The sequence below is a fragment of the Mediterranea sp. An20 genome (assembly GCF_002160055.1).
Lineage (GTDB): Bacteria > Bacteroidota > Bacteroidia > Bacteroidales > Bacteroidaceae > Bacteroides > Bacteroides avicola.
Genome location: NZ_NFJV01000023.1, coordinates 24,196 through 38,174 on the forward strand (window position 1 = coordinate 24,196; position 13,979 = coordinate 38,174).

Consider the following 13,979-nt stretch of genomic DNA (forward strand, 5'->3'; position numbering starts at 1 on the left):
AATAGTTAATCAGTTATCGTCATCAGACGAACATAGAAAGAGGCAGGTTCCCGTCGGGAGCTTGCCTCTTCCATGTTTAATCCTTATTTTCTGTCACTGGATTCGAGGTATTCACTCCCCCTTATTCATCCAGTTTATACACCTTTATCCAATCCACCTGCAATTCCACCGGCAGTTCTTCGGGCTTGGCCTTGCCCACCCACGAGCCTTCTATTTGCATGTCTACCAACAGGTAGTAAGGTGTGCCGAAGGGATACTGCCCCGGCTTGTCCGTTTCGATGCGGGGATAAGCCAACGTCTTTTGTCCGTTGATGGAGAACACCAGACTGTCCGGCAGGATTTCCACGGTATAAGTGTTGTAGCCGTCGCGGTCGATGGGCCCAATGCCCCCGTGAGGCGGATTGTTTTCCTGCTTCAGCACATAGGTGTAGTAGGAATGCACAGTCTGGTAAGCAATAGTGTCATGACTCAGGTGTTCCATGATGTCAATCTCTCCTCCCTTGGGCCATTCCCCTTTTTCGGGCAGCATCCAGAAAGCAGGCCAGGCCCCCTGTGCCCTTCCCAACTTGGCGCAGATTTCCACCTTACCATAGCCGATGTTGAATTTTCCTTTGGTATAAAGTCCGCCCGTGATGTAGCGCGCCGTGTCTTGCGGCACCTTGCCATCGTTCACCATGCCGCGCAGCACCAGATTGCCGTCCTTCACTTCATAGAGGAAGTCGGCATCGGACATGTGGCGGTTCCAGTCGACCACGCCACGCGGAATCTTGCTCCAATACTGTTCGTCGAACGTGGGTCCATTGAAATTGTCTTCCCACACCAATTCATACCGAGCCTGCTGGGCCTGCATGGCCACGGCGAGGCAACAGCCGCAGAAAGCGGCAAACATTCTTTTTGTCTTCATTTCAGTTTGTTTGTTAAAGGATAAAATACAGGGCTAAAGGTACAACAAAGTAAGCATTCAACGACAATAACGGGTGAAAAATATAAGAAACGCCTGCCGGATTTCCCGCCGTAGCAGCAAGCACAAACTTCCAAGCGGTAAGAAGCCTACTTCCGGGCTATCAGAAGCAAGCTTCTAAGCTATAAGAGGCAGACTCGTTATATATAGCGAACAACACACTGGTTGTCAACACCATACAAACACCAGTACTATTGACGTCAACCTGCAGTGGCCGTACCCTCCCTTGCCTTCTTTCGCAGGGCAACGAGCGGCTCCATCTCCCTCCGCAGCCGTCTCCACAAAGGCATGGGCTTCAGCCGCGAACGCACGGGCAAGTCGTAGAGCAGGAAAAGCAACAAGAGCAAGACGGCTGCATAGAGAGCCCAACCGTAGAGTTGCTTCAGACTGATTTCCATCATCTGCTGCATGAAAGGCTCCACCACGCCATTCCAATCGCCGGGAAGACGGCTCAAAGCCGTATGGTCCATCCAACCTCCGTGGCGCGCCACATTGTCCGCCACTAAGTAACGGAGTCCATGCCCGTAAAGGGCAGACCCCACGACACCTCCCGCCACCATGTGCATCATGTTGAACACCGACAGTGCCTGGAAGAAATGCTGGAAGGTCATAATCTCCTCCAGACAGACCATGAACGTGGCACTAAGTACCGCATAACCAAAACCACGCAAGGCAGTGGGCAGATAGAGTTGCGAAATGTGCAGTGCAGGCGTCATGAGCAAATAATAGCCCAGCAGGTATCCCACCAGTGCCAAGATGCCCACCATGAGTAGACGCAGATAATTGAACCGGCGCACGTGCATCCACCACCAAGCAAAGACACACCCGCCCAGAATGCCCGCCAAAGCAGCCCAGTCCAACCGGACGCTGACCGTCTCTTCGTAGTGCATCACCCCCTCCAGGAAGGTTTCTTCCAACACACGCTCCGAGGCCAGCAGCATCTCTACCAGGAAAATAAGCAGCAGAATAGGAGCCAGATGACGGTACGTCCACATCTTCGGCTCCAGAAAGGGGTGGCGGATGTGGCGCATGCGCCCTATACATATATATAATGTGAACAGGATGCAGAGCCCCAAGGCACGCATCACCGGACTGACCAGCCAGTTGTAGTACTCACCATAGCAGAAAAAGAAGGCTACCTCCAGCAGCAGCAAGGCCCACAACCCTCCTCCCAACCAGTCGATGCCCAGCAGGGGCATCTTCTTCATCAGACGGAAATGACGGGTACAAAGAGTGAGCATCAACAGATCGAGCATCATGACACCAGCCATGAAGAGGTGCATGTACGACCAGTGGTAATGGTGCATCAACGCCGTGGCTAGCAGGTCGCTGAGTTGCATGCTTCCCAGTATGACGATATGCAGCCAAGGGAAGAACACGGTGAAGTCGCGCCGGGGCGTCATCCACAACTGGATGTTGCTCATACACTCAAAGGTTCCCTGTATCTTGCAGATGCCTTCTACGAAACACACCGCCCAAAGCAAAGGCAGCAGCGTAAGATAAGGGGCCACGAGGTTGCACACCATCACCCCCGTGGCCGAAGCACAAAGCAACGTCTTATTGGTAAAACGGAACTTCATGCGGAACAACAGAGGGAACCAGATGGCCATGCCCGCCAAGTTGGCATAAAGACACATCAAGAGGTCTTCGCGCATCAGGGCGGTCTCGCCCATCATCTGGTTTAGCGTGCCCAGATACAAACCACCCGAAAACTGAAAGGTGAACGCCATCAGCACATACAGCCAGGGCTGTAGGCACCGGGGCACAAAGGTGCGGAACATGGGCATGGTGAAGGGCCCGTTCAATACAGGAGCCCCCATGTCAGCGTTTCACTTTACATTCCACATTGAATCCGGCACGCAGGCGCCGCAGGTCTTCAGGACGGTTTTCGTCTGTCAGACGAATACGCACCGGGACGCGCTGCTCCACCTTCACGAAATTGCCCGTAGCGTTGTCTTGCGGGATAAGGGAGACGGCGGCTCCCGTAGCATCGGCCACCGATTCCACCACGCCCTTGTATGTCACGCCCGGCACGGCATCGGCTGTCAGTGTCACCGGTGCCCCTTCGCGTATGTCGGGAAGCTGCGTCTCGCGATAATTGGCTACCACCCAAAGCCCGGTACCGTCCACAATGTCCACCATCGTCTGACCTGCCTGCACGAGCTGCCCTTCGTGAATATCCCTGCGCCCGGTGACACCGTCGCACGTCGCCAGAATGACCGTGTACGACAGATTCAGGCGGGCCAGTTCTACGGCAGCCTCAGCCAGACGCACAGCAGCTTCGTTCTGGTCCAGGCGGTGCGTCTGCTCACTCTTCACCAATGAAGTAGACAGCTTGGCGCGCTGCAGTTGTTCGTAGCGGGCGCGGGTGGCCTCGCAAGCCGTGCGGGCATTGTCATACTGTTGGGGAGTAACAGCATCCTGAGCCAACAGTTTCTCATAACGGCGGTAGTCGCGCTCGGCATTCTCCCACTGCACACGAGCCTCTTCGATGGCTGCATCGCTCACACGCAGGTTATTTTGCGTAGTGGCTATGCTCACTCCCGTAGCCTGCTTTCCTGCCAGTGCATTGGCCAAGTCAGCCTCTGCCTGTGCCAATCGGAGGCAAAATTCGGCATCTTCAATAATAAGCAAAGTATCGCCCCGGTGCACGGGCTGGTACTCTTCAAAGCAAATCTGCCTGATAAACCCCGGTACACGGGTGTTGACCGGAGTGATGTGCTGGCGCACCTGCGCATTATCCGTATACTCCACCCCCGGATGGATGAATCGCGAGCAAACGTAGATGATGCCTGCCAGCAACAGACAGACAATAACAATATTGTAAACAAGTTTCTGAGTCTTACGTGTTGTCATAATGAATAATAAGATAGAATTAAAGGGTATGTGTCAGATATTTCATTTTATAATAATGGTATATCACGTTGATGCGGGCATTGACCAGATTCAGGTCGGCGCTGAGTTTCATGTTGCCGGCATCAAGCATATCGGTCAGCAGAGCCATTTCGTTGGCATAGCGGTTGCTCACCACACTATAGTTCTCATCGGCCAGGCGGACGCTCTTCTCCTGTGTGTGAAGGTCGGTAAAGGCAGTCAGAAAGTTGACGTAACCCGCCTGCACGGCATTCTCCACCTGTTCGCGGGCCAGGTCGCTCTGCTCTTGTGCCCGGCGCATATTCAGTCGAGCCTGCCGAAGTCTGCGGTTGTTCTTGAAGAGAGATGAGAAGCTATATTTCACCCCCACCCCCACGTACCAATAATTAAAGTTGTTGTCCAGCACCGGAACCTCGATGGTAATAGGACCATCTAAATGGTCGGCGGCCACGAGAGCTATCTGCGGAAAACGGTTGGCACGTTCCTGTTTCACCAGCTGTTCGTGCGTCTTCACATTCAACTGCGATTGCCTCAAACCGATGTGAGTCTGAGTAGCCATTCGTTGCCAGTCTGCCTCGGAAAGCGTACTGACAGCCTGGTTCAACAAGGCGGTATCGGGCTTGATTTCCGTGCCTTCCGGCAAATGGAGGGTAGTAATCAGCTGATGGTTCAAGATGGTGCGGGCATCTTGTACACGAGCCAATTGCAGTTTCAGAGTCTCCTTTTGTAACTCATAGCGCGTGATGTCGTTTTTCAGGGCTGTACCCTGTTCCCGACGTGCCCTGACGTTGGCAATCACCTGCTCTGCCAGTTGCAGATTATGTTCCAGCACTTTTACCTGATTGTCCAGCTTGTAGAGGTCCAGATAGTAACCTGCCAGCAGGAAACGTATTTCCTGTCGGTTCTTCTGCCAGTCCAGTTCCGCCAACTGCTGTTCCAGTTCGGCCAAAGCAATGCCACTGCTGATGGCTCCGCCTGCATAGATAACCTGTGTGGCCTCGATAGAAAAGTTATTGCCGAAGTGAGGCATATCTATCTTCATGCCGTTGCCGAAATCGCGGTCCCACAAGCGCCCGTTGCCCCAATAGCTGGCCGATACCGAAGCCGTAATATCGGGCAAACGACGGGCTTTGGCAGCCTGCAGAGCCTCAACGGCCGCTTCTTTGCCTGTGCGGTAGGTCTGGATGCTTTTGCTGTTTTCGTCGGCCAGACGAAACATCTCTTCCATGCCCAGCACTTGCGACTGGGCACATACGTAGTGGCTGCACAGTGCTGCACAACACAGCACCATGAGCCGGTTCTTTTTGCTCATAAGATAAAAAATGTATGAATAAATGGATTTTGTCGACAGTCTATGACACAGCACGCCCAGGGCACATGCAACACGCTGCACTCCCCACCGCTGTGTATGAAGGAGAGAAAGAAAGGGACTAAATCAGGAAAGCGGCTCCCCAGGCATGGAAGTCGTGAATCTTATTCTTGTAACGGACTGAATGAGGGCAGAGTAAATCCTTCATGAGGTTTCCTTGTTTGATTTTCGGGCGCAAAGGTAGGAAATCGAAGAATAAGTTGTAACCTTACAGGACTCAACTTTTGAGCTTCTTTAACACAAACAGACCGCTTGCCGCCCCTCCTGCCGAGGGTGCCTGCAAGCGGTCTTGCTGAGCTTATGGCTATTCAGAGAATAATCAGAACAACTTGTCGGGATATTCTCCTGCCTCGACCAAAGCCTTAATTTTGGCCACTACGGCAGGACGGTCTTCGGGATAGGTTACGCCAAACCATTTGCTCGTCGTATCCAACACCTCGACCGTGGCGGTACCTTCCTTAATGAGCTTGTCTACCATCAGCGGGATAAAGAACTCGCTCTTCAGGTTGGCCATGTTCTTCGGGTCGGCCAGGAATGTCTTGAAATATTCCTTGCTATAACCGAAATAGTCGGGCGTGAAGCCCCAGAAGTTCATGCTGACAGGAGTCGTTTCGGGCGTAGCTACCCACTGGTCGTCATCGTCCAGATACTTCACCTCGCCGTCCATGCGCTGAATCTTGGTGCGTTCTACCACCGAAGTCAGCATGCGGTTGGCATCTGTTCCGCAGATGCCGCGCGACACGGTACCGCTCTCGCTCAGCGTGTTGCCTACGCGGAAGCCCACCATGGCATACGTATTCTTTGCTCCTTCGGGCAGGGCAGCCAGGAATTTGCCCATCACCTGGAAGGAATCACGGCCGTAGAAGTCGTCGCAGTTGATAACGGCAAACGGCTCGTTGATAACCTCTTCGCCCATCATCACGGCGTGGTTTGTCCCCCAAGGTTTCGTACGGCCTTCGGGACAAGTGAAGCCTTCGGGCAGTGCATCGAGCGACTGGAACACCAGCTCGCAGGGGATGTGTCCTTCGTATTTGGAAATAATCTTGTCGCGGAAGTCCTGTTCGAAGTCCTTGCGGATAACAAACACCAGCTTGCCGAATCCGGCATGGATGGCATCATAGATAGAGTAGTCCATGATGGTTTCGCCGTTGGGACCCAGGCCATCCAACTGCTTCAGACCACCGTAACGGCTGCCCATACCGGCAGCCAAGAGGAAAAGAGTAGGTTTCATTGTGCTGTAAGTTGTTTAAAGGTTAATAATGTACATCCGTTGCCGGAGTGTCGTGCAAATGTACGAAATAAATACAGAAGTCGTCACCACACTTGCTTATTATTTTCATTGAATGTTCACTTGCCCGAATCGGATGGCAAAGGGAGGCAGACAAACCACCCTCCTACCGGTCGACCAACATAGACAGTCGCCCGGTTTCGGCTCTCTCTTAGGCGAGACACCTTTGCCATAGCTTTGCAGCGCTGGTGCCAAAGGCGTACAACGCCGCTGCCAAGCCTTTGCCAGCGCACTTCAAAGCCTTTACAAAGAAAGCGGACAGCTATATATACTAAATCCAAGAAAATCAGAAGGGATAGCCAATAGCAAAATGCAGGGCCGTGCCGTCCATAAACTTGCGAATGTTGTAGTAGCCCGACTTGCCGGTGTCGTAGGGCTCGTGCAGAGCAATACCCCAGTCGAGGCGGAAGACAAGGAACCCCAAATCGTAGCGTACACCCACTCCAGTACCGAGGGCAATCTGCCGGGGAAAGTCTTTCAGGCGGAATTCGCCGTTGGGCCGCGCAGGGTCCTTGCGCATCAGCCACACGTTGCCCGCATCGAGGAAGACGGCCCCATGCAAGTCGCTGATGATACGGAAACGATACTCCAGATTGGCCTCGAAGCGGATGTCGCCCACGTGGTTGATAAAGGAATAAGTGTCGTTCTCGTCGGCAGGATAGCCGCCAGGGCCGATGTTGCGGGCAGCAAAGGCACGGACGCTGTTGGCGCCTCCAATGTAGAACTGTTCGGTGTAAGGAGCCGTCGTGGCATTGCCATACGACCAGATAGCCCCCAAGGCCAGACGCGAGGCAAGAGACTGGTTACGGTCGATGCGGTAGTTGTAGCGCAGTTCGGTGTTAATCTTCAGGAATTGGGCAAACGGCACTCCCAGCAGTTCTTTGCCTTCTTTGCTGAAAGGTTGACCGAAGATGCGGTAGATGGTCGAAGTGACATTGCCTGCCGATGTCAATGTGGTCTGCCACCAGATGGGGTTACGGTGGCGGCGCTGTGAACTATTGTCATAGGTATAAGTATATTCCATGGCAGGGATAAACTGGTCGCGCAAGCTGACGTAGAGTGCGGGATTGTCTTGCTGAAGTTGCTGGAACTCGGCAGTAGGGTCGCGCAGCACGTTGAATGTCAACCTGAAAGGTGTAAAGCTGTGCTTGCCCGTGGCATTGGGCTGGAAGTCGTAGGTAGCATTGCCTCCAAAAGCCAGCAATTTATAGTAACGGGCCCGGCTCATCTGGTCGACGTACAGTCGGAAAGTAGTCGTTGCGGGAAAATCGTACTCGTTTCCACCCATGCTGGGAAAGACAACGCGGGGAAAAATCAACGAGGTAGACACCCCCAGTTCATAGCTGTTCATGGCCGAAGAGCGGTCTTTTCCCGTCTGCCATTCGTAAGAGCCTTTCAGCTCTACATTCCACTTCTCGCCGCCACCGAAGACGTTGTTCTTGGTCAGCGTAAAGGTAGCTCCGGGCCCCGTCTGATTGTTGCTCTTCATCTTGATATTGAAGTCCAGTTCGGCATCGTAAGGTTTGTCCAAGGTAGCCAGTACCCGCACGTCGAGAGTATCGCTGACAAAAGCGGTATCACGGGGTACGTACTGCATCTCCACGTACTTGAAGATGCCTACATTGGCCAGTCGTTCCTGCACACGTGTCTGTCTGTAAAGGCTGTAAAGGCTTCGTGCAGAACGTTGGCGCGAGATGCCGGCGCTGTCTTCCACCTGGCGCTTGTTGCGGAAGTTCTGATAGTCCATCCAACGGTACAGCATGTTGGGCCGCACTTTGAGCTTATCGTAAAAGTGGATGGTAAGTCCCTTGTAGACCACGCTGTCGTTGGGCATCTCACCGTTCTTGCCTGTCAGCCAGAACGATTTGCGCCCCAAGTGGAAAGGCTTTTCTGCCACGGCAGGCATACCAGCCACAGGAACCATGCGCATAGCCACACGGTTGGAATCGAGCAGGGCGGTATCGGCCTGGTAAGTCAGGTAATCGGGACGGAAATAATAACAGCCCACGTTGCGCAGCAGAGTACTGATGCGGGTACGCTCACCGTCGAGGTCGGGCACGTTGAACTGCTCGCCGGGACGAATCAGCGAACGACGACGACTCAACTCCATGATAGCCTTCGTGCGGGGAGTAAAGCCCAGATAAGCCACGCTGTCGATAAAGTAAGGACGGCCCATGCGGACGGTGTACTGTACACGTGCCTTAAGCGAGTCTTTCGCCTGAGGAAAGACTTCGTACCCCACCGTGCCGTTGAAGTAGCCGTAATCGTGCAACAGATTGGTGGCTGCCTGACTGCGGATGGCCGGATTGACACTGGAAATCAGCACGGGCTCGGCAGCGAAACGGTTGTATATCCAGCGCCCCAATCCCTTCTTGTATTTCCTGAAACCGTTGTAGACCCACAGTCCCAGAGGGAAAGGGATGCGCACGCTGCTGCTTCCCAGCAAAGAATTGTTGGGTGCTTTAGCCAAGGCTGCGTCTACCTCCTCCAAGGCTGTTTCTCCTACCGGAGTAGGCACAGGGTTGTCAATCACCGTAGGTTTCTGTCCGATGTAGAGCAATTCTCCTTCGGGCAGGTGCTTGGTGGTAGAACATGCGCCCAGCAGAACTACACATATCACCATGTATATATATCCGGACCTGAAGCCCGTCTGATGTCTTTTCATATCTTGTTTTCTGGTTAAAAAGTTACTTCCCCAAGGGCATACGTCAGTTATCCTTGTCCTTGTCTTTCTCCTCCGCATCGGCCCTGGGACGTTTCTTGCGGAAGATAAACAGTTCGCCTAAACGATCCATCTTGCGGCGCAAGACAAGACCCACACCGGTCTCGGTGATTTCTCCATCAAGCACACTCTCATAGTTCTTGTTGTGGAAGACCCGCACGTATCGGGTGCCCGAATTGTCGAGCCTATACTCCAGAGAGATATTGTCGATGAATGATTCGGCACTGTTCGTGGCATTGGCTCCAGTAGAAACCTTGCCACCAATAACCACTTGTATGCGGTCGTTGAAGAAACGTTGCGCATAGCGGAAACTGTAGTCTGTCTGCGTCTCGCCTGTCTCCGACGAAGTACGGTCTTGCACTCCCACGCTGATGCTGGCGTTCTTTACCGAACCAGCCAGAGCGTTGATCTGGCTCTGCAGCACGCTGTTCAACGCCGAGCCCATGGTCAGTCCTCCGCCTTTGGCACCACTGTTCAGATAAATGCCCGTGGCAAGCATGGCTATGGCCTGCTTGCTGCGCTCTTCGGCACCCATGGCCTGAAGTTCGTTCTGTACGGTGGCGTCTTCGGGTGCAGCGATATCAAACACCAGGTTGGGCGACTCCAGCGAGCCGTTGATGCCGATGCTGACATCAAAGTCCACCGACCGCGAAGCTCCCTCATCACCGTCGCTCACCGAAGCATTCATCCGTTCCGTAGCTTTCAGGTCGAGCGTGGGATTCATCAGGTCACCCCGCCAGTCCACGTAACTGCCCGTATTGAAACTGAACGCCTTAAGTGGAATGATGGGCAGCGAATACTTCATGACACCACCCGACAAGGTATAACGTCCAGTCAAGCTCATGTCTCCCTGCGCCGTGTATTGCAGGTTCAAGTCTCCTCCACCCTCCAGTTCAATGTACTTATCACCAGCCGGAGTCAAATCGGCCCGCAAGCGCACGGCATCGTCAATGTGCACACCCATAAATATCTCCATACCTCCCAGCGAAAGCACAGGGACTGCCGCCGAATCAACAGCCACCGTATCTGTAAAGTCCGTAAAGGTAACCAGTCCACTCAAACGGTCTTCCACTGTCAGCGGAGAGTCGGTCAAGACATACGTCACGTTGGTATTGCCCAGCAGACTCATATTGCCGCGCATAGTCAGAGCATCGAGCGGACCGCGCACAGACGCATTCACATCGACATAGACTTTGCCGTAGACCATGCTTTCACGCGTTTGCGGGGCGTCGAGCAAGTTATAATTCACGGCCCTCAGAGTCAGGTCGGCCGTCGGACGGGACATATCGGCAAAATTCACCGAACCGTTGATGACGAAAGGATTGCGGTTCGTAGTGTAAATAGAATATTTGTCGAAAGTCAGGCGGTTGCCACTAAGCCGGATAGGCCTTCCGTCGAAATAAAAACGTGCCCCCATTTGCCGAATGAATACCGATGCCGTGTCCATAGCCAAGCTACCGCCAAGCTCCGGTTTTTCGGCCGTACCTTCTACCGACAAGCTACCATTCAGATACCCCTTCAGAGCTACCATGCCATCAGGCACGAACGCATTGGCGATTGCCAGCGGCAAGCGATTCAGGGATGCATTCAGCGACAAGGTATCTGCATTGCCCAGCATACCGTCCACTGCGGCAACCTGACGGTCGTTGTAGTCCAAGTATGCACTGAGGTAATGACTTCCAGACGAAGCAGGCAACCAAGTAACTCCTGCACCCAAGTTACCCACGGGGCGCCCCTCGTAACTCAAAGAATCGATGTCGGCCTCAGCTGCCAACTGCAACGAATTGTCCGTCTGTATGTAGTTTGCCTCCACCGTAAAAAGCCCCCTCAGCTGAGGCAAATAAGGCATCACCTTACTCAACTCACTCAGGCGGAAACGACTCAACGCAAGATTGATATTCTGAAGAGAGACGGTATCGCGCACATCGGACTGCATCCGAAAGCCCATGCCATCGCCTCCCTGCATATCTATATTGGCATATACACGCATGTTCTTATGCAGATAGAGGTCATTCCGTCCGTCCACAAAACGGAACTTGCGGTAAGCGATGACAGGCTCTTCGGGAGTAAGGTGCAGCAGCACCCCGTTGCCCCGTCCGTGTCCCTCTGACAAAGGTCGGGCATTGACACCGAGCAACACCCCTGTGCGTCCCTGGGCATCAGTAAAGCGCAAGGTCAGTTCGGCATCTTCATTGCGAATCTCCCCCGTCAGTGTGCTACGGAAAGTAAAATGTGGATTCTTAGGACCGTTAACCACACCACTCTGCAAAGTCATGCGTGTAGTATCCTGATGGACAGCGAAGAAGATGGTATCCAACTGCAAGGAATCGGTCTTCAGACCTTCCACTGCGGCCCGTCCGTTAATGCCCCAATCGGGTGTAAAGCCGAACTGCAGTTTCATGTGCCTGAAAGACATGCCCTGCTCTTTCAACAGCCAGGCAGCAGGATTCTCACGTCCGGCAGTCAGCTGCATACCGGCAGTGGGAAGCACACGGCGTAAGGAAGCATGATCCAGATGACGGTCTTCCCACTGCTGCATCAGCAGAGCCATGAACTCGTCAGACTTCTGCAAAAGTTCTTTCAGCGTGCTGCGTGCCCCAAAGTCCAGGTTCAGGTCGCCTGCACCGAAATGCAGCCTGATGGAATCGCGCCCAGCCTCGGCAGACAAGCCGAAAGCCAGTGGATGTTCCAGCGGCTGGGGCAACAGACCAAGACTGTGCAAGTCGACATCGCGCACGTCCAAATCGACCTTTCCGTCCAAGTAGGGACGATTCAGATGCAGGTTACCGTCCAGTTTCATCTGCAGCAAGCTGTTCTGGCTGTGCATCTGCACCGAGGCTACAGAACGCTGCAAAACCGCCTGCAAGCCCACATCTGACAAATTCCAAGGACCATATTGCAACTGTTCCAGTAAAAGGTCTGCCTGCGCGGCTGTCTTTGGCGAAGTAAAATCGAAACCCTGCCCTCGTGCCGACACCCTGGCCGAAAGGGTATAGATGGAGTCTTTGGGCAAGAAATGGTGTACCTGCAACGAGTCGGCAGCCAGGTCAGCCTGGTAGCGTCCGTCCTGCAGGTCGTAAGCCGCCGCCAACTTCAGCGTGCCTTGCCTCTCCTGCAAGTCCAAAGCCGCCGTACAGCGGTTGCCTTCTACAGCTAAGCGGGCATCCAGCCTCATGCTGTCGGGAATTACCACCGAACCGTCGGGCGTCACTCCCCCCAGAGCCGTCAAGAAGTTCAAGTCCTGCGTCCGCATCTCCAAGTCCATGTTTCCACTGCGTCTCAAGCTATCGGTCAGATTCCAGAATTCGCCTCCCCCGCTCAACGAGAACGCACCAGGCAGGTCGATGGAGAAACGGCTGATTTGCATCTGCTTCAGATTACCTTCCGTACCGGCCCGTACGACCAGCGGATGAAAAGGATATGCAGCCCGGAAGCTTTCCGGCAGTCCTCCGGCAAGCAGCAGCACATCTTGCTTGCCGATACGGGCATCAAGCCGCGCACTGAGACGCCCAGAGGTAGGCATGTTAATCAGTTCCCAATAGGTCTGTGCAGTCAGACTAATCTCACTATGAGGGGTAAGCAACTGCAGGTCAGGGACACGAATCAAAGCCGAATCGGCCAGCAAACGTCCCGTCAGCGAAGCAATGCTCAGACCGGAACGCTCATTCAAGGAGCATTCGCGGATAACGGCCTTCATTTCCCGTCCCGCATAGCGCACCGAATCGATGCCAATCCGCACATCGCGCACAGCGATATGCGAAGGATCGAACCCCACTGCTGCCGAATCGGCGGCTTGCCCGCCCATATCATATCCCAACGAAGTATTTGTCAACAAGAATTTCTGCCAGCCGTAGATACCACGTCCCAAGTCGGCTTCGGCCTCATCCAGGCGCACATGGCCCAGCCGGGCTGTCAGTCCGAGCGAGTCGAGCGGCATACATAAATCTACGGAAACATCTTTCAGTTGCAGCGTATGAAGCAGCACCTTCCAGCGCACCGGCGCAGCAGTCGTATCTGGTGGCTCAGCAGCAGATGTGTCTGCCAAAGCCAGTCGCAGGTGCGTGTTCTCCAGTTCCACATTATTTAATATGACGCTTTCTTGCTCCAAATCCACGCCGTGACTACGCAGGAAGAATCGTCCCAGCGTGCCTTCCAGCCTCATGCCTTCTATCAAGTCCGACGAGTTGACGGTAATATCCTCCAGCGACACACCGTCTACCTCGACCTGTCCTTTCAGCAAGGGCCAGGCCTGTACGCGCACCGCCAGGCTTCCCAGCGTGAGCAAGGTGTCGGGCGACTGGGCACCAGGCGGCAAGCTGTCGGCCGGCTGTACCACCTGCACACCACGTACCACCAAATCTAAAGGGAAACGTAAGTCGATGCGGTCTACAGCAATCTGCATGCCCGTGGCGTCGGATGCCACCGACACCGCCTGGCGACGGATGAAATCCTGCACAGGCGGCACATAAAGCAGCACCATGAGCAGGACAAACAGCATGAGCGGCGTGAGCACTATCCACAAAGCCACCCGCAGCCAAGGTCTTCTCTTCTTTATGTCAAGGTTTTCTTCTTCGGTCATAACACATCTGTGCTTATGAAATACAAAGTAAACAAATATTTTGCAGAAAAGCCATTCTGGAGAAACGAAAATTAACCGGCTCGGAGAAAGCATCCCCTTTTTTTCTTTTTGGGACAAACGAACAGAAATACAGAGCACTGAACCGACTGCGAACAAGGTTGCCAACCCTCCGGCATGCCCCCTCTC

The 13,979-nt window shown here is 53.9% G+C and carries 7 protein-coding genes; all 7 read right to left on the minus strand.

Annotated elements, in window-relative coordinates; translation table 11 throughout:
• Window positions 1-121: 121 nt before the first annotated feature.
• Window positions 122-904 carry a glycoside hydrolase family 16 protein gene (locus B5F34_RS12600; protein ID WP_087339582.1) on the minus strand — a complete coding sequence of 261 codons (783 nt, stop codon included), beginning with the start codon at window positions 902-904 and terminating at the stop codon, window positions 122-124.
• A gap of 257 nt (window positions 905-1,161) precedes the next feature.
• The gene (locus tag B5F34_RS12605; RefSeq protein ID WP_087339584.1) at window positions 1,162-2,781 is read right to left on the minus strand and encodes a hypothetical protein; all 1,620 of its coding nucleotides are present in this window, start codon (window positions 2,779-2,781) and stop codon (window positions 1,162-1,164) included.
• Between the two features lies 1 nt (window position 2,782).
• On the minus strand, window positions 2,783-3,817 hold the full coding sequence (locus tag B5F34_RS12610) for an HlyD family secretion protein (RefSeq protein ID WP_087339587.1): 1,035 nt from the start codon (window positions 3,815-3,817) through the stop codon (window positions 2,783-2,785).
• 19 nt (window positions 3,818-3,836) lie between these two features.
• Complete coding sequence (locus B5F34_RS12615; RefSeq protein ID WP_087339590.1) at window positions 3,837-5,147, minus strand: TolC family protein; 1,311 nt, start codon at window positions 5,145-5,147, stop codon at window positions 3,837-3,839.
• Window positions 5,148-5,523: 376 nt separating this feature from the next.
• Window positions 5,524-6,435, minus strand: a complete 912-nt coding sequence (locus tag B5F34_RS12620; protein WP_087339593.1) for a nucleotidyltransferase — start codon at window positions 6,433-6,435, stop codon at window positions 5,524-5,526.
• 343 nt (window positions 6,436-6,778) lie between these two features.
• Window positions 6,779-9,157 (minus strand): BamA/TamA family outer membrane protein, encoded by a 2,379-nt coding sequence (locus B5F34_RS12625; RefSeq protein ID WP_087339596.1) that lies wholly within the window; start codon window positions 9,155-9,157, stop codon window positions 6,779-6,781.
• A gap of 43 nt (window positions 9,158-9,200) precedes the next feature.
• Complete coding sequence (locus B5F34_RS12630; RefSeq protein ID WP_239448949.1) at window positions 9,201-13,793, minus strand: translocation/assembly module TamB domain-containing protein; 4,593 nt, start codon at window positions 13,791-13,793, stop codon at window positions 9,201-9,203.
• Window positions 13,794-13,979: the final 186 nt, after the last annotated feature.